Source organism: Dietzia sp. IN118, from assembly GCF_032905965.1.
Classification (GTDB): domain Bacteria; phylum Actinomycetota; class Actinomycetes; order Mycobacteriales; family Mycobacteriaceae; genus Dietzia; species Dietzia kunjamensis.
In genome coordinates this window covers 1-24,638 of record NZ_JAUMSR010000003.1, presented here as the reverse complement: position 1 = coordinate 24,638, position 24,638 = coordinate 1, and the positions used below count along the sequence as shown (strand labels likewise).

Annotated in this window: 35 protein-coding genes; 18 read left to right on the top strand and 17 right to left on the bottom strand. The window is 67.5% G+C overall.

Features of this window, described 5'->3' with window-relative positions; all coding sequences use genetic code 11:
- Positions 1-9: 9 nt before the first annotated feature.
- The 10 genes from Q2K20_RS17030 to Q2K20_RS16985 all read right to left on the bottom strand — a co-directional run bounded on the left by Q2K20_RS17030 (position 10) and on the right by Q2K20_RS16985 (position 8,291).
- A complete protein-coding gene (locus tag Q2K20_RS17030; protein WP_317177005.1) occupies positions 10-1,548 on the bottom strand; it encodes a hypothetical protein in 1,539 nt (512 codons plus the stop codon).
- A 32-nt stretch (positions 1,549-1,580) separates the two neighbouring features.
- Positions 1,581-2,435 (bottom strand): hypothetical protein, encoded by an 855-nt coding sequence (locus Q2K20_RS17025; protein WP_317177004.1) that lies wholly within the window; start codon positions 2,433-2,435, stop codon positions 1,581-1,583.
- Positions 2,436-2,444: 9 nt separating this feature from the next.
- Positions 2,445-3,044: a hypothetical protein gene (locus tag Q2K20_RS17020; RefSeq protein WP_109148971.1), complete on the bottom strand. Its 600-nt coding sequence runs from the start codon at positions 3,042-3,044 to the stop codon at positions 2,445-2,447.
- Between the two features lie 20 nt (positions 3,045-3,064).
- A complete protein-coding gene (locus Q2K20_RS17015; RefSeq protein ID WP_069388983.1) occupies positions 3,065-3,346 on the bottom strand; it encodes a hypothetical protein in 282 nt (93 codons plus the stop codon).
- 11 nt (positions 3,347-3,357) lie between these two features.
- The gene (locus tag Q2K20_RS17010; RefSeq protein WP_069388982.1) at positions 3,358-3,639 is read right to left on the bottom strand and encodes a hypothetical protein; all 282 of its coding nucleotides are present in this window, start codon (positions 3,637-3,639) and stop codon (positions 3,358-3,360) included.
- Positions 3,640-3,645: 6 nt separating this feature from the next.
- Entirely contained in the window at positions 3,646-5,685 is a 2,040-nt protein-coding gene (locus Q2K20_RS17005; protein ID WP_317177003.1) for a cutinase family protein, read from the bottom strand.
- 8 nt (positions 5,686-5,693) lie between these two features.
- On the bottom strand, positions 5,694-6,098 hold the full coding sequence (locus tag Q2K20_RS17000) for a hypothetical protein (RefSeq protein ID WP_187700301.1): 405 nt from the start codon (positions 6,096-6,098) through the stop codon (positions 5,694-5,696).
- Between the two features lie 257 nt (positions 6,099-6,355).
- Positions 6,356-7,231, bottom strand: a complete 876-nt coding sequence (locus Q2K20_RS16995) for a hypothetical protein (RefSeq protein WP_317177002.1) — start codon at positions 7,229-7,231, stop codon at positions 6,356-6,358.
- A gap of 43 nt (positions 7,232-7,274) precedes the next feature.
- Complete coding sequence (locus tag Q2K20_RS16990) at positions 7,275-7,607, bottom strand: hypothetical protein (RefSeq protein WP_109148968.1); 333 nt, start codon at positions 7,605-7,607, stop codon at positions 7,275-7,277.
- A 48-nt stretch (positions 7,608-7,655) separates the two neighbouring features.
- The gene (locus tag Q2K20_RS16985; protein WP_317177001.1) at positions 7,656-8,291 is read right to left on the bottom strand and encodes a hypothetical protein; all 636 of its coding nucleotides are present in this window, start codon (positions 8,289-8,291) and stop codon (positions 7,656-7,658) included.
- Positions 8,292-8,413: 122 nt separating this feature from the next.
- On the opposite strand from Q2K20_RS16985, the gene Q2K20_RS18240 reads away from it, so the two are divergent.
- Together Q2K20_RS18240 and Q2K20_RS16980 are read left to right on the top strand one after the other, a co-directional pair.
- On the top strand, positions 8,414-8,863 hold the full coding sequence (locus Q2K20_RS18240) for a helix-turn-helix domain-containing protein (protein ID WP_081615145.1): 450 nt from the start codon (positions 8,414-8,416) through the stop codon (positions 8,861-8,863).
- A 57-nt stretch (positions 8,864-8,920) separates the two neighbouring features.
- Positions 8,921-9,499 carry a hypothetical protein gene (locus Q2K20_RS16980; RefSeq protein ID WP_146193813.1) on the top strand — a complete coding sequence of 193 codons (579 nt, stop codon included), beginning with the start codon at positions 8,921-8,923 and terminating at the stop codon, positions 9,497-9,499.
- Between the two features lie 278 nt (positions 9,500-9,777).
- Here Q2K20_RS16980 and Q2K20_RS16975 read toward each other — a convergent pair whose 3' ends face one another.
- The 6 genes from Q2K20_RS16975 to Q2K20_RS16950 all read right to left on the bottom strand — a co-directional run bounded on the left by Q2K20_RS16975 (position 9,778) and on the right by Q2K20_RS16950 (position 14,514).
- Positions 9,778-10,911 (bottom strand): hypothetical protein, encoded by a 1,134-nt coding sequence (locus Q2K20_RS16975; protein WP_317177000.1) that lies wholly within the window; start codon positions 10,909-10,911, stop codon positions 9,778-9,780.
- Positions 10,904-11,320 (bottom strand): hypothetical protein, encoded by a 417-nt coding sequence (locus tag Q2K20_RS16970; protein ID WP_067715278.1) that lies wholly within the window; start codon positions 11,318-11,320, stop codon positions 10,904-10,906. The genes Q2K20_RS16975 and Q2K20_RS16970 overlap by 8 nt, the downstream gene beginning before the upstream one ends.
- Positions 11,321-11,442: 122 nt before the next feature.
- Positions 11,443-12,294 (bottom strand): nucleoside hydrolase, encoded by an 852-nt coding sequence (locus tag Q2K20_RS16965; RefSeq protein WP_172815703.1) that lies wholly within the window; start codon positions 12,292-12,294, stop codon positions 11,443-11,445.
- A gap of 642 nt (positions 12,295-12,936) precedes the next feature.
- Positions 12,937-13,311 carry a hypothetical protein gene (locus Q2K20_RS16960; protein ID WP_268099997.1) on the bottom strand — a complete coding sequence of 125 codons (375 nt, stop codon included), beginning with the start codon at positions 13,309-13,311 and terminating at the stop codon, positions 12,937-12,939.
- A 549-nt stretch (positions 13,312-13,860) separates the two neighbouring features.
- Positions 13,861-14,088 (bottom strand): hypothetical protein, encoded by a 228-nt coding sequence (locus tag Q2K20_RS16955; protein WP_069388974.1) that lies wholly within the window; start codon positions 14,086-14,088, stop codon positions 13,861-13,863.
- A 168-nt stretch (positions 14,089-14,256) separates the two neighbouring features.
- The gene (locus Q2K20_RS16950; RefSeq protein ID WP_268099998.1) at positions 14,257-14,514 is read right to left on the bottom strand and encodes a hypothetical protein; all 258 of its coding nucleotides are present in this window, start codon (positions 14,512-14,514) and stop codon (positions 14,257-14,259) included.
- A gap of 362 nt (positions 14,515-14,876) precedes the next feature.
- Between Q2K20_RS16950 and Q2K20_RS16945 the strand changes: the two genes are divergently transcribed.
- The 16 genes from Q2K20_RS16945 to Q2K20_RS16870 all read left to right on the top strand — a co-directional run bounded on the left by Q2K20_RS16945 (position 14,877) and on the right by Q2K20_RS16870 (position 24,326).
- A complete protein-coding gene (locus tag Q2K20_RS16945) occupies positions 14,877-15,128 on the top strand; it encodes a glutaredoxin family protein (protein ID WP_017838632.1) in 252 nt (83 codons plus the stop codon).
- 46 nt (positions 15,129-15,174) lie between these two features.
- The gene (locus tag Q2K20_RS16940) at positions 15,175-15,516 is read left to right on the top strand and encodes a hypothetical protein (RefSeq protein WP_017838631.1); all 342 of its coding nucleotides are present in this window, start codon (positions 15,175-15,177) and stop codon (positions 15,514-15,516) included.
- Positions 15,517-16,007: 491 nt separating this feature from the next.
- A complete protein-coding gene (locus Q2K20_RS16935; RefSeq protein WP_067715289.1) occupies positions 16,008-16,550 on the top strand; it encodes a hypothetical protein in 543 nt (180 codons plus the stop codon).
- Between the two features lie 133 nt (positions 16,551-16,683).
- A complete protein-coding gene (locus Q2K20_RS16930) occupies positions 16,684-16,968 on the top strand; it encodes a hypothetical protein (RefSeq protein ID WP_017838461.1) in 285 nt (94 codons plus the stop codon).
- 112 nt (positions 16,969-17,080) lie between these two features.
- A complete protein-coding gene (locus Q2K20_RS16925) occupies positions 17,081-18,502 on the top strand; it encodes a ParB/RepB/Spo0J family partition protein (RefSeq protein WP_317176999.1) in 1,422 nt (473 codons plus the stop codon).
- 426 nt (positions 18,503-18,928) lie between these two features.
- Entirely contained in the window at positions 18,929-19,171 is a 243-nt protein-coding gene (locus Q2K20_RS16920) for a hypothetical protein (RefSeq protein WP_069388970.1), read from the top strand.
- Positions 19,172-19,332: 161 nt separating this feature from the next.
- Entirely contained in the window at positions 19,333-20,238 is a 906-nt protein-coding gene (locus Q2K20_RS16915; RefSeq protein WP_253003968.1) for an ArdC-like ssDNA-binding domain-containing protein, read from the top strand.
- 175 nt (positions 20,239-20,413) lie between these two features.
- Positions 20,414-21,208 (top strand): ParA family protein, encoded by a 795-nt coding sequence (locus Q2K20_RS16910; protein ID WP_067715302.1) that lies wholly within the window; start codon positions 20,414-20,416, stop codon positions 21,206-21,208.
- 4 nt (positions 21,209-21,212) lie between these two features.
- Positions 21,213-21,539, top strand: a complete 327-nt coding sequence (locus Q2K20_RS16905) for a hypothetical protein (protein ID WP_017836510.1) — start codon at positions 21,213-21,215, stop codon at positions 21,537-21,539.
- A gap of 4 nt (positions 21,540-21,543) precedes the next feature.
- Entirely contained in the window at positions 21,544-21,822 is a 279-nt protein-coding gene (locus Q2K20_RS16900) for a hypothetical protein (RefSeq protein WP_317176998.1), read from the top strand.
- A gap of 500 nt (positions 21,823-22,322) precedes the next feature.
- The gene (locus Q2K20_RS16895; protein WP_017838630.1) at positions 22,323-22,505 is read left to right on the top strand and encodes a hypothetical protein; all 183 of its coding nucleotides are present in this window, start codon (positions 22,323-22,325) and stop codon (positions 22,503-22,505) included.
- A gap of 61 nt (positions 22,506-22,566) precedes the next feature.
- Positions 22,567-22,800, top strand: a complete 234-nt coding sequence (gene nrdH, locus Q2K20_RS16890) for a glutaredoxin-like protein NrdH (RefSeq protein ID WP_253003969.1) — start codon at positions 22,567-22,569, stop codon at positions 22,798-22,800.
- A gap of 39 nt (positions 22,801-22,839) precedes the next feature.
- Positions 22,840-23,412, top strand: coding sequence for a DnaB-like helicase N-terminal domain-containing protein (locus Q2K20_RS16885; RefSeq protein ID WP_253003970.1), 573 nt, complete (start codon positions 22,840-22,842; stop codon positions 23,410-23,412).
- Entirely contained in the window at positions 23,409-23,597 is a 189-nt protein-coding gene (locus Q2K20_RS16880) for a hypothetical protein (protein WP_317176997.1), read from the top strand. The genes Q2K20_RS16885 and Q2K20_RS16880 overlap by 4 nt, the downstream gene beginning before the upstream one ends.
- Complete coding sequence (locus Q2K20_RS16875) at positions 23,594-23,998, top strand: helix-turn-helix transcriptional regulator (RefSeq protein ID WP_253003972.1); 405 nt, start codon at positions 23,594-23,596, stop codon at positions 23,996-23,998. Before Q2K20_RS16880 ends, Q2K20_RS16875 begins: the two co-directional genes overlap by 4 nt.
- A gap of 37 nt (positions 23,999-24,035) precedes the next feature.
- Positions 24,036-24,326 carry a hypothetical protein gene (locus Q2K20_RS16870; protein WP_317176996.1) on the top strand — a complete coding sequence of 97 codons (291 nt, stop codon included), beginning with the start codon at positions 24,036-24,038 and terminating at the stop codon, positions 24,324-24,326.
- Here Q2K20_RS16870 and Q2K20_RS16865 read toward each other — a convergent pair.
- Positions 24,301-24,638 (bottom strand): SOS response-associated peptidase family protein (locus Q2K20_RS16865; RefSeq protein WP_317176995.1); only part of this gene is annotated, 338 nt, incomplete at its 5' end. The two genes, Q2K20_RS16870 and Q2K20_RS16865, sit on opposite strands and share 26 nt — an antisense overlap.

The window sequence follows — 24,638 nt, the reverse complement described above, 5'->3', positions numbered from 1 at the left end:
CAGCTCCCCCTACCGGTAGGCCGACCCCGGATTGACCGGGGCGCCTACCGAGTCGTCGAGAATCCCGCCGCCCGCCCGCAAGGCCGAGCCGGCCATACCGGCCGCATTGCGCGCGATCCGCGCCCCTGTCTGGCCTGCCCCGGCCACCTGCTGACCACCGCCGGTCGAGGGACCAGAACCGAGAGCCCCAGCGCCGCCTCCGCCGGATCCACCACGCGATCCGCCACCAGTCGACGGACCACCACCGGACGGGCCACCACCGGACGGGCCACGCCCACCAGACGCACCGCCCCCGGAACCTCCGCTGCCCCCTCCGGTGAGGCCCAACGCGGACCCGCCCGAGCCAGCCGCGCTCGCGGCCGCCCCGCCGGCCGCCAGGGCGCCAGCGCCGCCGGTGGCCGCCGCGGCGATCGTGCCGCCCACGACCGCACCGGTCGCCCCGAGGGCCGCCCCTCCCAGGGCGCCCGCCGAGCCCCCGGCCTGGCCTTTCATCTGAGGCAGGATGATTGCCAGCAATGCCGGGGCGCACAGGCCGGCCGCCCCAAACAGCACCAGCGAGACCAGCTTGTTCTCCTCGGACCCATCGAGGTTCAGCGCCGCCCACACCGCCGACATGTAGACGAACGCGGCCGCGACTTTCAGCAACGCGAACGCGACCAGGACACCCATCGCGTTCTCGACGGTGAACCGCCCCGTCCGCCCGATCGCCCAGGCCGCGAAGATCGGCATCAGCCCGATCAGGATGGGGAGCAGAATGATCCGCATGACCATGGCCAGGCACATCGCCAGTGACCCGATCAGCGAGATGAGCACGAACACCAACACCAGGATCGGGTTCATGTCTTCGCCGATCGTGACCGCATCGGTGATCTTCGTGAAGTCCCCAGAATCGGCGATGTAGGTGTTTACCAGCAGATCAGCGAAGGCGTCGAAGGCCATGATCGCCGGTATCGCCAGGGCCGGAACCAGAGCCCCGTAGAGCAAGTACCGGCCGTACGCCGCGGCCGCGTCCTCCATCGCCTCCCCGGACCCCTGCCGCCGCGTTGAAGCCACCTTCAGCAGACCGATGACGAGGCTCAACGCGAGTCCAGCGATCGCGCCCTGCCAAACGAGATTGTTGATTCCCGACGAGGACATCTCGAGCGCATCCGGGCTCAGCTTGAACTTCGTCCACAGCGTCAGCGTGTAGCCGATCACCGCCGGGTTGCCGTCCTTGATCTCCCGCACAATCCCGGCGAGCTTCCCGTCCCATGCGGCATCCGCCGCGGCCTCGATCGCATCCCCAGGGTGCTGCACCGCGCCGGCCGCGATGCACGCCCCGGACGTTGCCGCCCGGGGCAGTGCGGTCAGCGCCTCGCGTGCGCCTCCAGCGTGCGCAGAGTCTCGGAGCCAGTCGGTGGCACCGGTGCCGCCCAGAAGACCGCCATCGAAGAATCCGCCGTCCCCGTCGCCCGAACGACACTCCTCGTTGAACTCCTGGAACTCGTTCTGTCCGGTGTCCTGAGCGTGTGCAGGCGTAGCAACAGCGATTGCCACGAAGAGGGCCACTACAACGGTGACGAGGCCTTTCAGTGCTGGTCTCAGATCCACCGGGACCACGACCCGTCAATCTCGGTGACTGGAGTCATCGGGCGGGGCGAGACGATTTCCCACTGGTCGTCGACCCATCTCATCGACACACGGACCACCTGGTGGTCGTGGATCCCTACGTTGGGATCGGGAGAGTTGATCTCTCCAACCGCTTCGTAGAGCGACGGCATTGCGGCCTCGACGGTGCAGAAGCTCTCGTCGCACTGACCGAACTTGAACCACCGCGGCGCGCTGTACCCCTGCGCTCCCATCAGCGCTCGGCCGTCGACGGATGCCCCGCGGGCCCGGATCTCGTCCAGAAACTCCGGGTCTTCGGCTGCCATCGTCGGCAGGAAGTGTGCGACGAAGTCCGCGTATGCCGCACCCATCTCCATGCCCAGGCCCATGAAGTTGCTGGCCAGGAGTGCCGCGCCGCCGGGTGAGCGGGCGTAGCCGGTCATCACCCCGTCGTCGACCCCGGTCGGTCCGTCCGAGCGCGACACCATGACTGTGGTGCCGCTACTGACCCGCTGGAGCTCGAGCCCCTCGGGAGGGCCCACCATCTCCTGTCCTGCTGGGAAGGCGCCGGGTTCCTCGGTTTGCTCGCGCGGCGTGCCGCCGGCGGACGGGACCACGGTGACCTGGCGACCAACCAGGTCAACGTCAGTGGTCTCGTCGTTCGACGGTGCAGCGGTCTCCCCCGTGGGCTCCTGCGCGCTCGTGGCGGGTGGAGCGTCGACGCTGCCCGAGTCGTCACTGTCGCCGGTGGCGATCGCCAGGATGAGGGCGGCGACCAGGGCCACAACGACCACCACGGCCGCGACGATCAGTGCTGCGGTAAGTCGGCCTCGTCGCTGTGAGTCCATGCTGAGCTCCTACTGGTCGGCGCGAAATTCGGTGAAGTCGTCGAGGTTGTCGAGTTCGACGGCATCGACGGCGGTTTGTTGCGTCGGCAGGACGAGCTTCCAATCGCCCGTCTGCCACGCGAGCTGCGTCGGCTGAGCGGTGAGCGTGCCGTCGGGCCACTCCACGGCCAGGAGGACCTGGGCGCGATCGTGCGAGTAGTCGGTGAACTGGAAGCCGACGAACTTTGCAGGATTGCGCACGCGGCCCTCGACCGACATAAGGGCCCGTGCTTGAGCCCACTGGTCCTTGCCAGGCCCCGGCGCCAGGATGGTGCTCGCCATCTGCGGCCACGTGTTGTCACCGGTGGTTGCCAGCAGCGTTTGACCAGTCATGGCGGCGATCACCGCGCACTGGGGGGTGTGGGCATAACCGTGTTCGACCGGGTCGGTTTCTTCTGGGCACTCGTCAGCGCGCGGAACGGCGATGCCGGCCATTTGCGACCAGGTCGCCTCGGGCGCGGCAGTCAAGTCCGGGTCGCTTTCTGCCCCATCTGTACCCGCGTCGTCGGCACTGCACGCGGTCAGTGCCATCACAAGTCCCGCCGCGGCAACCAGTGTGCGACTGCGCATTCTCTGCTCCTTCAATGCCGTCAGATCGGGGTGTAGATCAGCGAGACGACCGCGCCGATGCTCGAGGCGAACATGAGCACCACGGCGATCACGAGAAGTCGCTCCACGCCCTGCTTAGGCTCGCGGCCCACCTCCCTGGCCTGGCTGATCTCCACCAGCGCCCAGCCCATGAACACCACGCTGGCCACGGCTACGAAGCCGAGCCCGATCGAGATCCAGTTGGCCAGCAACCCCTGGATCTCCGTTGGTAGTGGTTGCGGCGAGGCCGGGGGTGGGCTCTGCGCGAGCGTGTGGGCTGTCATCGGCTAGCCGTCTATCCGAGCAGCCAGCCGACAATCGGCATGAGCACACCCAGCCCGACCACTCCGCCGCCCCACCACAACAGGCGTCCGGAGACCTGATCCCCGCGCCCGTCCTGGCGGGCGAACGCGATCCCAGCGAAGACCATGACGCCGCCGATGACGGCGATCACAATGCCGATCGCCAGCGCCACCCCGGCGACGTCGGTGAGGCGACTGGAGAGAAAGTCAGGAAGCCAGGGCGTGATGTTGTTGATGAAGGACGTGTCGCCCTGTGCGAGCACTCGGATGTTCATGGTCAGTCAGTTCCCTTCAAGGGTGGTAGAGGTGAGCGCCGCACTCGAGGTGGGCGTTGTAGTGCTCGCCGGCTTCGCAGCCAACGACGTCGAAACGGTGGTGTGGCCGACCTTGTTGAGGGCCGCTCGAGCGGCGTCACGGTTGAACTCGACGGAGTCCAAAGCGCTGAGTCCGACCTGGGTCTGGCGGGGTGCCGGAGCGAGCGGGTCCGCGCTGTCGGCGGTGACATCAGCGGCGATCGCTTGCACCCAGTCCCGGGTCGCTGTGGCTGGGCTGCGCCCATCCGGCAGGACCGGACGTTCTCCGTAGGCGTTGTGCTCGTTGGTCGACAGCCACGCCGCCAGGCTCACCGCGAGCTCCACCTGCTCCGGGACCGGCACCCCGGCGTCCTTGAGGATCTGCAGCGTCTGTCGTGCATAGCCCGAGGCGGTGCCCGGCTCCAGTAGGGACATCGCCGAGTCGGACAGCCTGGCCACGGCCACAGCGCCCGCGGCCTGGGGGCCACCGGTCACTCCTGCCACGGCGATCTGGGCAAGATTCTCCGGCGTGATGGTCTTGCGGGCGACGGTGATGGCCGCCCCAAGCGCCATCCCGCCGATCCCTGCGGCCACCTCCACAACCGTTCCGACGAACTGCTCCGGTGTCGGCAGGGGCGGCAGCCCCGGCAACCCCGGGATACCCGGGATACCCGGGATCCCTGGAGGCATCGGGGCCGGCGGGCCGATGGCTCCTGCCGGTGCTGGTGTGACCTCGACGATCGGCTCCGGAGCCGGAAGCGCAGCCGGTGCCTCCTCAGGCACGGCGCTATCGGCCACGGTCGTAGCTGTGCTCGTCAAAGGTGCTTCGCTCCGGCTCGTCGGCGAGCTGGTGGTCTCCTCGGTGGCTGCTTGGACCCGCTTGTTCAGCACGGGCGTGGGATTGGCTGCCCTGGGGCGAAGTGAGAAGCCCGTGCCGCCGAAGCTGAAGTCAGCGATCTCGGACAGGTTTCCGACGCTGACCGCCCGGTCGAGGATCCGCGCGAGCTGCTCGAGTGCGGCGACCGGGTCGCCCAGCGACATCGTCTCGAGTAGCGGCACGATGTCGGCCACGAGCTTGGATTCGACCGGCAGACCACACACGTAGTCCCCGGGCAGGCACCACGAGACGACGCGGTCGCTGAGCTGACCAAAGCCCACGTGGCCGGTGTTGTCTGTGCCCAGCCCTCCCGCGTTCGCCGTCGGCAGCGTCTCCAGGCCCGTAATGGCGCGCAGAACGTTTTCCCCGGAGGTGCCCGGCACGGGCCCCACCGACGAGGCACCGTCCGGGTGCAGGGGCGTGCCCCCCGCTCGGGTCGGGTCGGCGAACAACGCCACGCCGGCCACCTGATCTGGGTCGATGACGCTCTGCCCGGCGCCCGTGCGCCGAGCGACGTTACTGATCACTTCTGCGCCCTGGGAGAATCCGGCAAGGAACACCTTCGTTTCCGGGCACCTCGCGGCGACCGTCGCCATCAGGTCTTCCGTCATTTCCACACCGGTGTTCATCGACTCGGCATAGGGCGTGGTGTCCCCGAAGTTCTCGGGTAGGTGCCGCATTCCGGGCGGCTGCGCTCCCCCGACCGTCGCGGGGTAGGTCACGTACGTGCGCGACACTCGCGCAGCCTGTCGGTTCGGTCCCTGCATGGACCGGCCGAGCGCCTCTCCCGCGGTGCCCGCGAGCGACTGCACCCCGGGCGGCAAGTCGAGCAGTGCCGCAAACCCGGAGGACAGGTCCCCGATATTGCCTCCGTTCACCGCGGCCATCACGGGCCGCACGAGATGCTGGGACAGGAAGCCGTGGGTGTCGCTGTTCGGCTCGGCGAACCGAGAGGTCTCGGAGGTGCCGGGAGCCAGCAGCATGTGCACCGCAGGGCACTGTGTGATGCCCCTGCTGGTCGTGGTCGTGGTCGTGGTCGAGGTGCCCGTGTCTGGCCGAGCGGTGGTGGTCTGCGCGGCCGCAGGGCCGGCAGCTGACACGACCACGGTCGTCACTACCAGCGCCGAGAGAAGTTGCAATGGCGTGTTCATCTGCTCTTTCACCTTCTGCCCCAGGCCGCGACCTGAGTCCGCGCGGCGTCGATAAGTTCAGTGCCGAGTTCGGCGACGGCCGCGGGCACCGCTTCACGCGGTGACGGTCGTTTCTTCGTCGTGGGTGGTTCCCCGAGGGACCAGACGGGCAGCTCATCGAGCGCCACGGTGGTCAAACCGGGAATGAACGGGACCGACCACATCTGCGACGCGCCCCCGTCGATCTGGTCAAGTAACCCCGCCAGCACGTCTCGCCGCTGACGGACCTGCTGAGGCCGCCGGCCCGGCACCCGCGCGACCGTGGCCACGCCAAGCAGACGCGCGTGCGTGCCGGCCCCTCCGGTGGCGTACTGCCGCACCAGGGCGTGGGCCTTAGTCAGTGCTGTCACCGACTCCTCGGCCACGAGCACCACAAACGGCGACTGTTTGTCATGACCGCCCGGCCACCGGCCCTGAGCGTCCCCCGCGGGGCTGAGCCACCGGCAGAGCGTTGAGACCCCGGCGCCGCCATGCGCGCCCAACAGCCAGAGACCCGGTGATCCGCTCGCGGGCACCGCCCTGTCCCACACCGCGACACACTCATGCGACGCCGGGGGTTGAATCGTGGGCCGAACCTGTCCCGCTCCTGCGGGGACATCCCGTCGACTCTGAGCCATGATCGGGGCCGCCATCACTCTTCCTCCGCCGCAATACTGACGATCTCGACTCGGTCACCGTCACGACTGGTGGTGACCTGTTGGACGAAGGTTTCAGGGGTCTCAGACGGCCGCGCCTCAGTGATCTTCACCTGCGCTTTCGCACCGTCAGCCGTGATCGAGACACAGTGCTCAGTGCCCTCCGGGACCGAATCGATCCCTTCTTGGAGGGCTTCGACGTTCACCAGTGGTGAGTCGTCGGACGTCAGACTCAGTGCCTTCTTCGCGTCGCGCTCGGAGTAGTAGGCGTGCTGGAAGGCCAGGACGACGCCGGCCACCGATCGGGTGTCCCCCGCGCCGTCGCCGGTCACCGTCTCGCCTGACTCCGACCCCTCGCACTGGAAAGCCGCATCCTGCGTCGTCCCGGTGCCCTCTGTTGAGAGGTCACCGGAGCGACCCTCGATCTCCGCCAAGTCGGCGGACAGGTCCGCTGGTTGATCCATCCCATCGGAGAATTTGTTGACCACGAGCAGCCCGCCGCCGCAGACCAGTACGACGAGCAAACACGTCATTGCAGCGGGGATAGCCCAATCACGCCTAAGACGAGATTGGGCTATCACCGCTCTTGGTTCCACTGCCGCCGGGTCCTCACCGGACGGTGGCGGCGTTACCTCGTCCGACACCTGAGCCGGTCCAGCTCCCACCAGCTGGCCCATCCAGGGCTGGTCTGGTTCGGTCTCGTCCGGTGCACGCGGCGGATCCGGCGTCGGCGGCAGCTTCACCTCGCCAGCGGCCGCTTCCACACCGAGTGCAGCCATCCAGTCGGGCTCCCCCGCCCCGTCGTCCGGCCCACCTACTGGATCGACGGGCCGCAGCGGCGAGTCCGCGTCGTCATTGTTTTTTTTCGACACGTTGCCCTCCTAGATCACTCGAAGCCCTCGGTGGCTGTGGCGGTCAGTTGAAGTGGATAGGCGGGACGCCCGGGATGGCCAGGCCGTTGATCGACCCAGCGGCCGCGTCCTTGGCGTTGTTCATGCCGTCGTGGAACGCGTTCTCGACGCCCGTTGCAGCATGGGGGTTGCTCGCCACCGCGCCGCCCAGGCCGAGCGCTGCCGACCCTCCGCCGGCGGCGACACCGGTACCGACGATTCCTGCGGGAACTGCCCATGCGGGCGCGGTGGCGACCGCCGCGGCGGCACCGGCCACGGCGGGTGCCGCAGACGCGGCCGCGGCCGGGATGGCGGTGTTAGCGATCATTCCGGCGATGAGAAGCGAGATCGGATCCATGGTGGTTCTCCTTCGATGTGTGAGTGAGCACTGGCGGTCGGGCGACCGTCAGCCGATGTGGAGCTGCTTGGGGGCGATGGGGGCCTGAGGCGTCACCGCGCCGCGGCCTCCCAGGTCGATCGTGAGGCCCGGTGCGGGTGCCGGGGCCTGCTGGACCGGCGCCGGAGCAGGCGCCGGAGCTGGAGCGGGTGCCTGACGCACCGGAGCCGGGGCTTGCTGCACGGGAGCCGGGGCCTGCTGCAGGGGTGCCTGACGCACCGGAGCTGGGGCCTGCTGCACGGGTGCCTGACGCACCGGAGCTGGGGCCTGCTGCACGGGCGCGACCGCCTGCTGGACCGCGGGAGCCTCCGGAGCGGCAGCCTCCGATGCTTGCTCTCGACGAGGGTTGGGCTTGTCTTCCTTCTTCGCCTTCTTGACCTCGACGGCCGCGGAGATGCCGGCTTGCTGCGCCACTGGCTTCGCCCGCGCTGCTGCGGGAGCAGGCGTCGCACGAGTCGTGGCCCGAGTGGTCGACGCCTGACCCTCCACGACCGCGGCCTGAGCCGTCGTCGCCTTCGCTGGCTTCTGGGCCTCGGTGATACCTGCCTGCGTGCCGGCCAGGGCGAGAGTGGCGCCTCCGAACGCGACAATCGCTGCGGTGGTTCCGACGAGCGCTCCCCTGAGCGCGGTCCGAGATTGGTGCATGGTCTACCCCTGTCGCCGTTTTATAGTGACACCCTAACCCCTCCGGGGCGCATGTCAACGTCACTATAGGACGCAACCGTAAAGTCGTGGGGAAACATCAGGACGGCGACAGAGGAGTGCACATGGGAAGGGCCTCAGCCCATGCCTTCTCCCCCGAGGTTCTTGTCGATTTGCGTCGCAGCGCGGGCCTTTCGCAGGCTGCGCTGGGTGATGCACTGGGGGTGAGTTCGGGCTCAGTCCGTGCTTGGGAGCGGGGTCGGAAGATCCCTCAGGCGGATATGTTGGGTCGGTTGGCAGAACTGTTGAGTGCGGCGCTCTCGAGCACCGTTACCGTTGCCGACCTGGTCGACATTCCCGATACCGGCAGAACTCTCGCTGACTGGCGTGTGCTCCGAGCCTTGACCCAAGGTGAAGCCGCGCGACGCGCTGGCCTTTCCACCTCGCATTATGGGGCGATTGAGCGTGGAGACAGCCCCTTGGCGGCGCATAGTGTTCCCCATCTCGCTGATGCTCTGGGAATCACCCCGGACGAGGTCATCGCTGCCGCAGGTGAGGGCGGGCAGGGCGGTTAACTGCTTTTGGGCCTGTCCACAAAGAACTTGACAGGTGTCCGGCCTAGGCTTGTGGACATGACAGCTCGACTTGCCGACGCGGTACGGAGGAGGCGCGCCGAGCTCTCGCTCAACCTGATTCAAGTCCGGGACCGGGGCGGCCCGCGGGCGCCCATCATGGTGAGAATCGAACGCGGAGACACCGAGGTGATAACCCCCGAGATCCTCGACGCTCTTGACCGGTCGCTGGAGTGGACGATCGGTAGCGCAGCGAGCACTCTTGAAGGAGGCACTCCCACTCCCCGAGAGACGGCGGAAGTGCAGTTTGCACCGTCGGGGGTCACGATCTCCCACGGCGAGGTCGCTGCTCTCACCGCCGCCACATTCCGGTTACAGCAGCTTTCCAGTGACCGCGCCCAGGATTCCGACCTGGTCGAGGCTATCGAGGACCTCGCCCAGGCAGTGGCCCCGCTGTATGGTCAGTTCATCACGGAGTTACTGGCCGCGAATACCCACGGACTTGGTAGCGATATTGTCGTTGACGCAGTAGCTCCGCTGCTGGCCGAGCGTGCGGACTCCGAACTCGACGAAGGCGCTGCGCTGCGTAGATGGCTGGCGATGCCGGACGCCAAACGTGATCGCGGGGAGGACGCATGACGCAAGCGGACCGACTTCAGCAACTCATGTGTGTATGGCGTGATCCCTCTGGTGGGATGCGCACCGTCGAGGAAATTGCTGCGCACACGCCACCGACGGTTGGCGTTACTCCCGAGCTATTGGGAGACGTGCTCGCGGGGAAGTCAGTGCTCACCGAAGCCCAATGCGAGGCTGTCGCTGCGTTCTTCAAGGTCCCCGGTCGCTACCTCAGCGATGGGGACGAGAAAATTCATGAGCAGCTGGAGCTGCTCAGGCACCTGGTGAATGCAGGTGCAAGGTCAGTCCGACTGCGGGGCAAACCGGTCGACACCACGCGAAAAGCCCTTCTCGCTGCCGTGTCCCGCCGTGTGTCGTAGTTGCTTGGCTCGCTGCCACTGCACCGATAGCTCCCCCGCCTGGCCGACGGCGTCGACGGCAAGCAGACCCTCGTCACCGAGGTGGTCTGTTCGCCTGTCGCGCTGCATCGCTGCGTCCTGAATTGCGAGTGCGAGGATCAGTGCCGGAGGTTCGGCGCTTACTTTGCGAGCTGCGCGCATATGACGGTCGTTCACCAGGGGCGCCAGATGAGCAAGAGCGTCGACGCTCTCCACGATGGCTCGGAGGCGCTGCTCCTTGCCGCGCAGACTCCACGGATCACTGAGAGCCACCTCAGGGCACGCCGTTCTCAGGTCCAGCCACATAGCCGTCATCGGATCGACCCAGCCATCTTCCGCTCCACGGTTGGCCACCAGTGCCGAAATGACGGCACCAATTGTCAGAAGAACTGCGAAGACGACCCCGTTTGGTACACCGCGGCCGTCTAGGAGACTGTGATCATCTCGAAGAGCGCTGAACCCCACGGCCACAAACACGGTGAAGTTGTCGATGACCAGGAAGGCGTAGACCAGCGTCACCACCGCGCCGACTAGCCGCGACCGGCTTAGTCCCCAGGAGCCGATGAGCTGTTTGACCAGCAGAACCAATCCGACCAACGTGGGAAGACAGAAGATGGCGAAGTACCACAACGCCCAGCCGCTTGGAGCAGACTCCATTTGGTCACCGGCGCGTGGGGCGACAGCGGCAGTGATGACCAGTAGCACCGTCAGCCCGCCGCTAATGGCGTAGAGGACAGGCACCAGCCGTGGGTGTTTGACGTCGCCCTGCGTGGCAAACCAGAGCAAGATCACGCCAGCCACCGCCACGAGGCACGCTCCATGAATTAGTGCGCGCAGGATCGCTGCCCCAAGGAGCGGCTCAACGACGTCGTAGATCGGGCCCACCTTCAATGTCAGGGCCACAGCCCCCGCGGCCAGTGATTCGGTTAGCCGCCGGGGAGCTCCACCGCTGCGTGCCGCGTACACCCGCCACAAGATCGCCGCCCAGGTGATCGCAAGTAGCGTGAAATCGAGCCAGGCTGGCAGCAAATTACGCATGGTTATCCACCCCGAAGGCGCGCCATAGCTCCCGCCCACCAGACGTTTCCTGGGCTTGGCGCAACTGCCTCTCGACCTCGATCCCGGTGGTCATACGCGCAAGGATGAGTGTGCCGAGGAACTCCGCTTCGTACTCCTCTAGCGAAGAGTGGTTCTCGCGTTTAAGCAGGCGGTGAACCTCGCTCAAGTCCAGATCCGGAAAGTACGCGTCCATTCCGTGGGCCGCGTCCGGCGTGGCGAGGTCTCCCCGATGTCCCAGGAGCAGGTGGGCGATCTCGTGGGCCGTCACGGCATCTTGGTGCCACTGCGGTGTGCCGGCACCCAGAATGATGTGGTCCGCAGAGTCGAACTGGACCAGCAGGCCGCACGCCTCCGTACTCAGCGCTCCCTCCATCTGCTCGACTGTCACGGGTCTCCCCCGCTGTCGAGAGATCTCCCCCAGCAAGGACTCTCGAGTCCACGGCCGCGCGCAGCGAATGCCGCGCAGTGCCCGCCGCGCTCGACGACGAGCCATGAACAGCTCACGTCTGTTCATGCCAGCGCTTTCGATACGGCGGACCGAACGACCCCAGCACAGGACTCATCGGCTGGAACCGTCAGCATCCGGTGATCGCCCCCTGGCGTTCCCCACATTGAGGAGCCGACGAAGGTGGGGGTCACCCACTCCCATTTCCCCAACTCAGATCCCACCGCAGCAAGAGCGGCAATCGTGTCGTAAGCCGACGGAGACCACACTTGCCGCCCTGCCCTCTGCGCACAATGCCACCCGTAGGCCTCGTGAATCGACCGCTGAAAGCGCCCGCTGGCCGTGGTCGAACCGAACTCCGACTCTCTGAGCCATATGTGCTCCCCAGCGTTGATCGTCACCCAATCCACGCCGAGATTCTCGACGACCCATGTACTCGCGGCGATGTCTACCTCCGAGTTGGGATCTCGTCCCGGGTCCGACTCTCCGACGATGCCGGCGCCACCGACAGCAACAATGCGCGGGCTCGATTGCGGCTTTGCCGCAGCTAGATTGGTCATCGGACCTAGACAGAGCAGGACATCCTCCGACCCCGCCGATTCGCAGAACTCGAGGATCGCCTTGGACGCGGCGTGCGGATCGCCCGGTCGATCCGGCCTCGAACCGTGGCCGCCCAGCCCATCAGGGCCGTGCACCAGGCGGGGCGTGAAGGTGGGACCCGGCACAGGACCGGCAATCACCGGTATATGGTGTCGCATCACCGCGAGCACGTCGGCAACATTCCTCGCCGCTTGCACGGCTGAGGTGTTCCCCGAAGTCGTGGTCACGCCGATGATCTCGACCTCGGGACGGCTCACCAGCACGGCCAGGGCCAGGGCGTCGTCAACGCCGCAGTCAGTGTCAATGAAGATTCGCACCCAAGCAGGGTATGCGAGAAACGCCGACACCGGTTTATAGTGTCGCCATGGCCATCAGCGGCGTGTCGTCCGCCATAACAGTTACAGATACCGGTAGGAATGCGGTCATGGCACAGCCACACAAGGGTGATCGACGACTCGTCGGTACGCGTCTCGCGCGCGACGTCCACGATGAGGTTCAGCGTCGGGCTGCCGACGCTGGCACATCGGTATCCCAGTACGTCGCAGATGTCCTGGCCGCTCACGTCGGCCGGACTGACGAGATCCGAGAGACCCCCGCTGATGCCCTGTTCCCACGCCACCAATTAGAGGAGCCGCCGCTCGCAGACATCGCTTAGCGCATAGAACACGCGCACACGATCAACTGCATAGCGCACCCACACAAAAGCGATCGCCCCCCGGAGGCAACCGAAGGGCGATCTTGAGAGTGTGACCGGAAAGAGTTACCAGCTCGAACCGGTTTTTGGTGCCCCACCTGAAAGGCAGAACTGCTTGCGAAGCTGTTCTGAGGGTAGCTCACACCCTGTGGACGTGTCCAGCACCGCCGCGCCGGAACTCGTCTCGACTGAGCCAGACCCTCCAACCACCATTACCGTCGTCGATACTGCGGCCCTCGCGGAGCTCGCAGCTCTCCTGGCGGACTCAACCGTCCGCGCATGGGCTCTCGCTCCGACCCAGGGCGACAACCAAGCGATCCAGGTCGGTAGCGGCACCGCCGACCAGCTCGTGCGCCGCGCTCGCCTCGGCACTGAAGCCGCAACATGGGCCATCGTCGCCCAGCCACGTCCAGAGCTGGTCGCCCTCGACATCGACGAGTGCGCCGAACTGGTAGTCCCCGAGATTCGTCAGGCGGCTTCGGATACTGCGACCGTGGTCGTCGCCGCGGTCGCCTCCGGGCGCGACGACTGTCTTCACCTCTGGTGTATTCCGGCGACCAGGCACGGCCGCGACGAGCTCTTGCGACGTGTCGCTCTCATCCGTGAGCACCATCGGCTGCCGGCCGCGGCGATCGACCACCGTGAGGGCAAGGCCATTCGACTGCCGGGCAGCGTAAGCCTCAAACCCGAGGGGCGTCCCGCGCAGCTCGTCGACCTCGAGACCGGGAAAGCGACTGACGTTCGCACGGTAATCCGAGCTGTCCAGGCATCGCTTCCTCGCGACGCGCGGGGATCCGCGCCACAGCGGCTGCGTCGTCGACAGCCGGCTCCCTCAGCCATTCCCCTGCCGTTGCCGGTTGACGACGGCACGCGCCTGGTGACCGAAGCACCTCGAGCGTGGCGCCGGCGCGCACAGTTCACGCCCGAGGATTGGGCGATCCTCAACGACGACACCCGCCGCGACCGGTCCGCGGCCGCCACGGACGCCGCGTGGGTTCTTTGGCGTCACGGCATCCGCTCGGCGACCGCCGCGCTGTGGTGGTACCAGCGCACTGCTGCTTTCGGGAAGTTTCGTCAACGTGACGAGGTGTCCCGCCGGGACGACCGGACTTCTGACTGGTCCGCCTGTCGGCAGCACTGGGCTTCGATCGCTCGGCGTGCGCGAGCATTCCGCCCTGAGATCCCCGAGTCAGACCGCCGCACCCTCGACGCAGCACGCGAGGAGATCCGCTGGTGGGGTGATGCCGACCTCCAGGCAGCTGCCGCCGTGGTCATCGACCGGTTCAGCGACGGGTACGGACTGGCGAGCCGGCCGATCGCTCGCCGAGATCTGCAGCTCGCACTCCACCTGTCCGACGGCGCAGCGTCCGACAGGCTCGCGGCCCTGGTTAAGCGAGGGCTGCTTGTCGTGAGCCACCCGTGGAGCTCCACCACCCCGCGGGAAGCCACCCGGTATGACCTCGCGGTCCCCGCGACCACTTACCGGGGGGAAACCGACCATGACGTCACAAGCCCTGCGGTGCCCTTGCAGCACCCCCTCTGGGGACTCCTCCGCCACACCAGCCGGCGCACCCTCCTCACCCTGCTACGCCACCCCGCCTCCCCCACCCGCCAACTCGCTGCTCTCCTGGGCCTCCCTCCCGGGGACGCCACCCACGGGGTCCTCCACCTCCTCCGGCAGCTCGAGGACGCCGGGCTCGCTACCCGGGCGGGCACCGGCCGCGGAACGCTCTGGTCCGCCGCCTCCACTCTGGACCTGGACGCCGCGTCCCGTCGTACAGGTGCGCTGACGAGGGCCCAGGAGCTGGCCGCCCGCATCTGCGGTGAGCGCGCCTGCTGGCACGCCGAGAGCCACGCAGAGACAGCGCGGACTCTCCGCGGGCTCCACGTTCTTCGCGCACGTCTCACTCACGCTGAGGCTCGCGGGCAGCGCCCTCGCCCACACCCTGCTCCGCGGCACCGCACCCATCCTCGTCCTCCTCGTCGAGCAGCCCCCCCGCGGTCGCCACTCCCCTCCGGTGGGCCCGACCGCCGCGACGCCAGCGCGAGAGCGCCGGCCTAGCCACGCCCCTCGGTCTGCTCCCCCACCGTGACGTCACCAGCGTCCACTGACTCCGAGCGGTCGTACTCTTGCCCCATGCACACGGCCTCTCCTGAACTGTCCGAGTGCCGCACTACGACTACGTTGGGGGTGCTGTCCCAGCCATGACCGGCTTGCTCGTCACGCTCTACGGACGCGAGTCCTGTCCGCCGTGCATAAGGACCAAAAAGCTCCTGGATCAAGCCGGTGTTGCGTTCTTGTACGTGGACATCGACGAAGACCCGGACGCACTCGAGGGACTCACCGAGCAGGACTGGGTGACCGCCCTGCCAGTCGTCATCACCCCAGAACTCCAATGGTGCGGCTACCGGCCTGAACACATCAGGACAATCACCACCAGGTACGGGCCCAGCTAAGCTGAGTCGCAGACGAACAGTCACCCCACACTCGAAAGGACCAGCCATGGTCATCGACGGCAACGTCATCGAAATCGGCACCCTCAACCAGCTCAAATCCGGCAGCAGCGTGCTCACCATCAAAGTGCGACACCGCGCCTACAACCCCACCGCCCGCACCTTCACCGGCGAGGTCGTCTACGACGTCGAGCTGCGCAAACAACTCGCCGAGAACGCCCACACCAGCCTCACCATCGGCGACGATGTCATCATCGACGCCGACGAACACGACCTGGCCGCCACCATCTACACCGACAGCCACGGCCGGAACCACCCCCAACTCAGCGGCGCCAAAGCCCGCAACATCGGCATCAGCATCCGATCCGAAGCACTGCCCGTCACCACCTAAGAGCACTATTTGCCCGGCCGCCGCGGGTCGACTGGGGCCAGCTCCCGCGTGCAACACCGCCCGGTGACTCCCGGTGCGTAGATCTCTGGCCGTGGACGCCGGCACTGCCTGGCGGTGGGGCTAACCGGTGGGCGGCCCTCTTTCCCTGCCACCGCGATTCTTCGTGCTCCACTGCCGGCGTCAAGGTCGGCGCCGGCTTCGCCGTCGCCCGGCCGGCCACGACCAATCCGCCCCGCGCTGCGCTTATTTCGGGGCGGATTCGTCGCAGCAGTCCGGGTGCCCTCTCTTGACCCCGTTCGCTACACACGAAAATCGGCAGGTGTCAGAGAAAGGGGGACACTGCGCGAACGGCACAGCCGAGGCGGTGGCGCGAAAAACCCGCAGGTGAGAGCACATTAACGCGCCATAGACGTACCATACACGCATGATGCGTGTACAATAGAAGACAGAGCCGGGAACACCCGCTCACCCCGCACCCGAAAGGAGCGACCATGCTCACGTCGCCCACGTTCACCGTCCCCGGCGCCGAGGGGATCGCCGCCGCCTACGCCGAGATGCGCCACTACGGCGTCACCCCGCTCGTGGCCAGTGACTGGCTCACCGAGCAGATCGAGGCCACCGCCCACCAGGACATCGCCCAGCAGGTCGAGCGCAACCACGGCGCACCCGCCGAGCGCCCCGTCACCGTCGACGCTCGCGTCCGCCGCGAGATCGACCGCGCCATCAACGTCGCCGTCGCCGTCTACAACCGCCAGCGCAGCCGCGTAACCAACCTCGACCAGATCGCCACCGAGGCAGGAGCCGCAGCGATCAACCGCGCCGCAGTCGCCCGCCAGACCCGCACCAACGACACCGACCGCGCAACCCTCATCGAACCCCGGGTCGATACCGTTCAGGTCACGCCGCATATGGCCGTGCACTACGTCGCCGCAGTCCTCACCATCGGCCCCCGCGCCCGCGCGATCTCCGCACGGTTCACCAGCAACGGCAAGAACGGCGTCCGCCTCACCCACTTCGACGTCCTGATGCCCTAACCGGCCGCTGGAGGGGGTCGCCCGCCTGGCGACCCCCTTCAGCGCATTTCACACCCCACCCCTCCCCCACAACACCCGCGCCCAGGTGTCCACCGAAGCCGCCGACGCCCACGAACCGTGCCACTCTGGCCGCATGACCACCGCCGAACCACTGCGCTCGACCAACCTGCGCGAACTCATGCGCGACACCGTCAACCTCGCCCGTGCCGGAGACCACCGCGCCCGCCGCGTCACCATCGGCCCCCGAAGCGGAATCGTCACCCCCCACCACTCACCCGACGGCGAGCTCGACGCCGCAGACCTCGCCGCCCAAGTGTGGGCGATCGGACACGACGAACCCTCCGACACCGGCACCTACACCGAGGGCTACTACACCCACCAAGGAGTCCCCCACATCGTCTACGCCCCAGCGCCATAACCGCAGGTGAAAGCACATTAACGCACCATAGACGTACCATACACGCATCGCGCGTGTATACTAGAAGCAGAGCAGCCACAAGGCCGCTCACCCCGTACCCGAAAGGACCACCGTGGACACCACGATGAACCTCATCCACGTCAGCCCCTCCGAGCTGACCCTCGTCTCGAACATCCGCGACGCCAAAGCCTCCGACGACCTGGTCGCCAGCGTCCGCGAACACGGCCTCCTTGAGCCGATCAACGCCTACCGCGACGACAACAACGACCTGGTCGTCAAGCACGGCCACCGCCGCACCCTCGCCGCCGTGGCTGCCGAACTCGACCAGGTCCCCGTCATCGTCACCTCTGCCCCGGCAGACGACCTCGACGGCAAGACTGACATGATCGCGGCCCAGTGGGACGAGAACCAGCAGCGACAGAACCTCACCACCCGCGAGCAGGCCGAGACCATCGCCCAGCTCGCCGCCTTTGGCATCTCCCCCGCCCAGATCAGCAAGCGCCTGCGCGTCGACCGCTCCACCGTCGACGCGGCCACCACCATGCCCGACACCGACACTCTCGACCGCTACGACCTGACCATCACCCAAGCCGCCGTCGTTGCCGAGTTCGCCGACGATGACCGCGCCGTCGACAGCCTCGTCCGTGCCGCCGCCACCGGCCAGTTCGAGCACCAGGCCGCTCGCCTGCGTCAGCAGCGGCAGATCGCCGCCGCCCTGGCCGAGGCCCGCGCCCAGTGGGAGGCCAAGGGTGTGCCCGTCCTCGAGGGCTGGCCCGCCTACGACTCCAAGGGCGAGTGGGTCGACAGGCTGGTCGACGTCGAGACCGGTGAGAAGGTCACCATCGACCCCGACAACCCTGGCGACCACCTCGCCGTCCGGCTTGATGCCGACTTCACCACCGTCCTCACGGCCACCGGGGAGCCGGTCGACCCGTACGAGATCTACGAGGACGACGAGGAGGACCGGCCCGAGGACGCGATCATCCGGAGCCAGGTCCACGAAGCGCTGGTAGTCCAGACCCGCTGGTACTGCGACGACCTCGCCGCCCGAGGGTGGAAAACCCCGTGGAGCACCGCGTCCCAGGGCGAACCGACTGAGGAAGAGCGCGAGCAGAAGCGGGCCGAACGACGCGACGTCATCGCCGCAAACAAGGCGTGGCTTGCCGCCGAGCAGGTCCGCCGCGACTGGCTCAAGACCTTCTGCGCCCGCAAGGCCGCGCCGAAGAACAGCGCCGCGTTCGTCGCCGCCACCATTACCACCAGCCCGCACCTGCTCTCCGCGGACCGACTGCGAGGCGAGCGCGAGACCTACCTGACGGTCCCGGACACCGAGGCGATGACCACCGCTAAAGCCACCATGACCAGCCTGGCCATGTGCCTGATCGCCCACGAGGTCAACACCCACAAGGGCTCCTGGCGACACATCGACCGCCGCACTGTGGCCTACCTCCGGTTCATCGAGGACCAGGGCTACGCCCTGTCCCCCGTCGAGCGCCGCGCCTGCGGCGACCACGTCGACACCGACGAGCTGTAAGACCCCTCCCGATGCCGGGCTACCGTCCAAGCGACGGTGGCCCGGCCTCTGGGTGGGCACTGGTGGGCGGCCCTCTTTCCCTGCCACCGCGATTGTGCGTGCTCCACTTCCGGGGTCAAGGTCGGCGCCGGCTTCGCCGTCGCCCGGCCGGCCACGACCAATCCGCCCCGCGCTGCGCTTATTTCGGGGCGGATTGGTCGCGTCCGTCCGGGTGCCCTCTCTTGACTCCCGTTCGCTGCGCACGAAAATCGGCAGGTGTCAGGGAAAGGGGGACACTGCGCGAATGGCACAGCCGAGGCGTCAGCCGCAGAAACCCGCAGGTGAGAGCACATTAACGCACCATAGACGTACCATACACGCATGATGCGTGTACAATAGAAGACAGAGACGGGAACACCCGCTCACCCCGCACCCGAAAGGACCACCATGACCAAGCCAGGCACCCTGCTCGAGACCTTCGATCTCGAGGTCCCGGACGAGGGCCGCACTATCGCGGCCGAAATCCGGCTCGTGACCAATCCCGACGGCACCGAAGTGCTGTGGCACTACGAGAACGGCCGCGCCGCGTTCGTCCACCCCGCCCGCCGCTGCACCAACTGCGCCGAGGTCATCACCTCCGGCCAGAGCGGCAGCCGCTGCACCGGGTGCACCGACCAGCTGCACCTCTAGCCATAGTCCCCGGCCCGCCAATCGGCGGGCCGGGCCCGGCGGACCCGCAGCAGGTGAGAGCACATTAACGCACCATAGACGTACCATACACGCATGACGCGTGTACAATAAAAGACAGAGCCGGGGACACCCGCTCACCCCGCACCCGAAAGGAGCCAGCCATGGCCCGCAAGACCTACACCCCGCAGCAGAAAGAGGCCGCCCGCGCGGCCCGCGCCGAGAAGGTCGAGCAGATGCACGACGAGCTGTCCGCCGCCGTCGACGCCCTCATGCAGTCCGGCCGGTGGCTCAGGTGGCTGGACTTCCTCGGATCGTTCCACCGCTACAGCTTCAACAACACGATGCTGATCCAGGTGCAGTGTCCGCACGCGACCCAGGTCGCCGGATTCAAGGCGTGGCAGGCCAAGGGCCGCCAGGTCCGCAAAGGTGAGAAGGGGATCCGGATCTTCGGCAAGCCGTTCCGCCTCGTCTCCGAGACCGACGAGGCCACCGGAGAGACCACCCGCAAGGCCATCAAGTGCCCACCGCCCGTGGTCAGCGTGTTCGACATCTCCCAGACCGACCCCATCGAGGGAGTCGAGCAGCTCACCGCCCCCGTCGCCCAGCTCCAGGGCGACGACCACGCCGCCCTCTACGAGCGCATCAGCGAGTGGATGACCGGCCAGGGCTGGACCGTCACCCGCGAGCAGATCCCCGGCGAGTCCAACGGCTACTGCACCGTCGACGGAACCCGCCGCATCGTCGTCGACGCCGACCTATCCGACGCCCACGCCGCCAAAACCGCCATCCACGAGGCCGCGCACGCCATCCTGCACACCGACGACGAGGGCACGCTCACCACCGAGCCCGACCAGGCCACCCGCGAACTCGAGGCCGAATCCGTCGCCTACGTCGTGGCCGCACTGCACGACCTCGACACGAGCGATTACAGCGTCGGCTACCTCGCCAGCTGGAGCGGGGGACAGGCCGACACCATCAAGGTCACCGCCGTCCGGGTCCAGGAGGCCGTCCACCTCATCGCCGACGCCCTCACCGACGAAGACCAGGACGAGGAGGCCACCGGCTAGGCCGGCGGGGCGGTCGGGCGTGGCGCCGCTCCGCTAAGCGCCACGCCCGACCGCCGGCCACCCATCCCGCACATCACCCACGACACGCCCCGCACCCAAGCATCACACGTGCGACATACCCGCACCATGCGCCGATATACTCGCACCATGCACGCATAACGAAGGGAAAGCACCAATGACCACGGTCATCGCGATCGCCAACCACAAGGGCGGCGTCGGCAAGACCACCACCGCCCTCATGCTCGCCCACACCGCCGTCGCAGGCGGCAAGCGCGTCCTAGTCATCGACCACGACGCCCAAGGGGGAGTAGCCCTGCGCATCCTCGGAAACCGCGACCCCGACGGACACACCCTCGCCGACATCTACGCCCGCACCCCAGGCGTCACCCTCGCCGGCGCCACCCACACCACCCGCCGCCCCGGCCTGGACATCGTCCCCTCCGGCCGCGGCAAACTCGCCGCAGCCCTGCAGGCGCTCGGGGGAGTGGCCCCCGGAAAAGTCCTACACAAAGCCCTCGACACCGTCCGCGACAACTACGACCTCGTCATCATCGACTGCGACCGCGGCCTGTCCCTGGGAACCATCAACGCCCTCTACTCAGCCGACCGGGTCCTCCTGGTCACCGAACCCGAAAACGACTCCTTCAACGGCATCAGCGACACCGGCGAGCTCGTCGACGAGATCAACGAAGACCTCCGCCCCAGCCGGCCCCTGCCCGACCCCGACATCCTCATCAACCTGCGCGACACCACCCGCACCGCCACCCACGGCCGCGTCGCCACCGAGATCCGCGACTGGGCCACCCAATCCGGCTACACCGTCCACCCCCACGACATCCCACGCCGCGCCTTCATCGCCGAAGCCGCCGCCAACGGTCAAGGACTCGACGAGCTCCGCGACATCGCCGCCGTCACCGTCCGCGACAGCTTCCACGAGCTGCTCACCACCCTGACCGCCGAAAGGACCTGAACCCATGGCCGCCACACCGCCCGTCCGCAAGCGCAAGACCACCGACAGCCTCGTCGCCCAAGCCGCAGCAGGGGAGGGCACCCCACGGCCGGCCGACGCCCCCGAATACCGCAACTGGAACATGCGCCTGCCAGCCGACCTGGTCGAACGCATCTGGGGCACCTGCGAAGCCCTCGACAAGGACGAGGACCTGCCCAGCGCCGTCGCCTTCACCGTCCGCGCCTTCGAGGAGCTGCTCGACCGCCTCGACGCCGAATACAACGACGGCAAGCCCTACCACTCCGACACCAGCCCCTTCCGCGCCGGCGGCCGCACCACCTACAAGAGGTAGACCCATGCACATCGTCACCATCACCACGACCACCCCCACAGGCCAACTCCTCCACCAGGACACCCTGACCACCACCGGCAGCCACGCCGAAGCCCTCGACCTCGCCGCACACCACGCCGCAGCCACCACCATCGACATCCACGCCGACGACCCCTACAAACACCACGCCCACCTCATCGCCCTGGGCGACGAACCCCACGCCGTCATCGCACCCCGCATCACCCCAACCGGACGCACCGACCTCCTCGCCTCCCTCCGAGCCACCACCACCCTCACCCACTAGAACCACTATCTGCCCGGCCGCCGCGGGTCGACTGGGGCCAGCTCCCGCGTGCAACACCGCCCGCAGACTCCCGAGGCGTAGATCCCTGGCCGTGGACGCCGGCACTGCCCGGTGGTGGGGCGAACCGGTGGGTGGCCCTCTTTCCCTGCCACTGCGAGTCTTTGTGTTCCGCTCCCTGCGTCAAGGTCGGCGCCGGCTTCGCCGTCGCCCGGCCGGCCACGACCAATCTGCGACGCGCTCGCTGCGCTCGCTTATTTCGCCGCAGATTCCCCGCGTCCGCCCGGGTGCCCTCTCTTGCCTCCGGTTCGCGGCCCACACGATCGGCAGGTGTCAGGGAAAGGGGGACACTGCGCGAACGGCACAGCCGAGGCGGTGGTGCGAAAACCCGCAGGTGAGAGCACATTAACGCGCCATAGACGCACTATACACGCATGATGCGTGTACACTAGAAGCAGAGCAGGCCACAAGGCCACTCACCCCGAACCCGAAAGGAGCCAGCCATGGCCCGCATCACCTACTCCGTCACCGCGACCGAGCCCTGGGAGGCCGCCGCCACGCTCGCCACAGTCCTCGACCTCTCGGTCAACCCGCTCACCGTTCATGAGGACCGGGTCACCGTCGTCGCCGACGAAGACGACACCGAGATCGTCGGCACCATCCGCCGCGCGATCTACGCCGCCTGACCCACAACCCCCGCCCATCGCCGCGAGGCAGACGGACACCACGACCGAAAGGACCACCGCCATGGCCATCACCGTGTACACCAAGCCCCAGTGCGTGCAGTGCGGCGCCACCATCAAGGCGCTCGAGAAGGCCGGCCTGGACTACGAGCTCGTCGACATCACCACCGACACCGAAGCCCGCGACTACGTCATGGCCCTCGGCCACCTCCAGGCCCCCGTAGTCGTCGCCGGCACCGACCACTGGGCCGGATTCCGACCCGACCGCATCAAGAACCTCACCCACAACGCCGCCTGAACCACCCACCAGCAGGGGAGGGGACACACAATGCACACCATGACCGAGGACCCGCAGGCCACCGCCGACCCGGTCGACGTCGACGACCTCGCCGCCACCGACGACGCACCCACCGTCCCCGAACTTGACCCCGAAGCAGCACTCCTCTGCGCCCTGCTGCACACCACCGACACCACCGAAGCTCGCCACATCACCCGCCACCTCGAGGCAAGCGACTTCCTAGGCCCCCGATACGGCGACCTTTTCCAGGTCATTGCCGATCTCATCGCGGCAGGAGAACCCCACCACGCCCCGCGGGTGCTCGCCGCACTCACCAACGCCGGCCGCATGGCCGGCCACCAAGGACGGCTCCTCGCCGACGCTCTCCAGGTCGTCGCACTACTCGGAACCCCCGCCATCGGAGTGCGCACCCTCGCCACCGACGTCCTCGACGCCGCCTACCGCCGCCGCTTCGCCCGCACCGCCGCTGAGCTGACCCGTGCCAGCACCGAAGCGCCCACCGACGACCTCTTCGAGATCCTCCTTGACCAAGGCCGCGCCATGCGCCGCGAAACCACACGCCGCGCCGACCTCACCGGCAGACCAACCAGTGGGGGAGAGGGGCAGGAATGACGTTCATTGTCGGGACAGGCCCCACCGAGCTGCACGCCCATATCGACCTCGACCACCGCATCGCAGCTACTAGCCAGCATGGGTCGACTCCGGCCGTCACCGTCCTCGACGTCACCTGCAGCGACGGACACTGGGCCGTCTTGGCCACCCTCAACACCGGCACAAAAGATAGGGAGCCCCGGTGACCCCAGACGAAGCCCGATCACTCGGCCGCGCCATCCGCGCCGCACGCATGGAGGCCGGACTCACCCAGCTCAAACTGGCAGTGGCCATCGGAGTGAAATCCCCCTGGATTAGCGCCTGGGAACGCGGCCAATCCCAACCCACCTCCTACCGACAGGCCACGCCGCCCGCCGTCATCGGCCGGGACCAGCTCACCGCAATCGCAGAAGCGCTGGACTGCACCATCGAATCCATCGCCAACCGAGCCGCACTGTCAGCCACCACTCGAGTCCTCTACGGGCTAGAACCACTCGGCCCCGCTCGCACCATCGTCGGAGGCCAACGCTTCGACCTCACCGACGCCGAAGCCGACCGCGTCACCGACTTCATCACCGGACTCATCGCCGCCCGAGACCTGCACTAACCGACCCTTGTCGGAGCCGACACCTAGGGTGCGCCACATGGACGAACTGCTGGGCCCACTGCGCCGAGCAGCCGAGCAAGCAGGCGAAGCACAGTTCCTCGAACTCCTACGGTGGCACCTCGTCGTGGCCGGCCTCCCAAATGTCGACCCCACCAAGCAGGGCGCCTACCGAGACGCCATCACCGAGCTGGGGGAGGCGCGCACCATCGAACTACTGCGCGCCCTGCGCAGACTCGCCCGCAACCCCCGCCGCTACCGCAACGGCGCCGACGGCAAACCTCGCTACCGCCAGGGCCGAACTGTCAGCGATCACCACCACCGCGAGTAACCGCCTCAATCAGGCCGGCGTCGCGGCGGTCCAAGGTCCGGACGTTGTTAACCGCCCGCGACACAGGACGGGTTCGAAGAGTCGACGCCACCGCCCGCGACTCGACGTCCAGCAGATCCAGCACGTCTCCGACCTGGTCCTTCTCGAGCTTCTCCGGGGCCAACCAGGTACTCCACGAAGCAGGAGTCACAAAGACCGGCATGCGGTCGTGCACCTCGCCGGCCGCATCCTCACCCGTCCGCGTGATGATCGTGAACGTCGTCCGCCACTGCTCATCACCGTCCTGGCGGTGGAAGGCCAACAGTCCCGCAG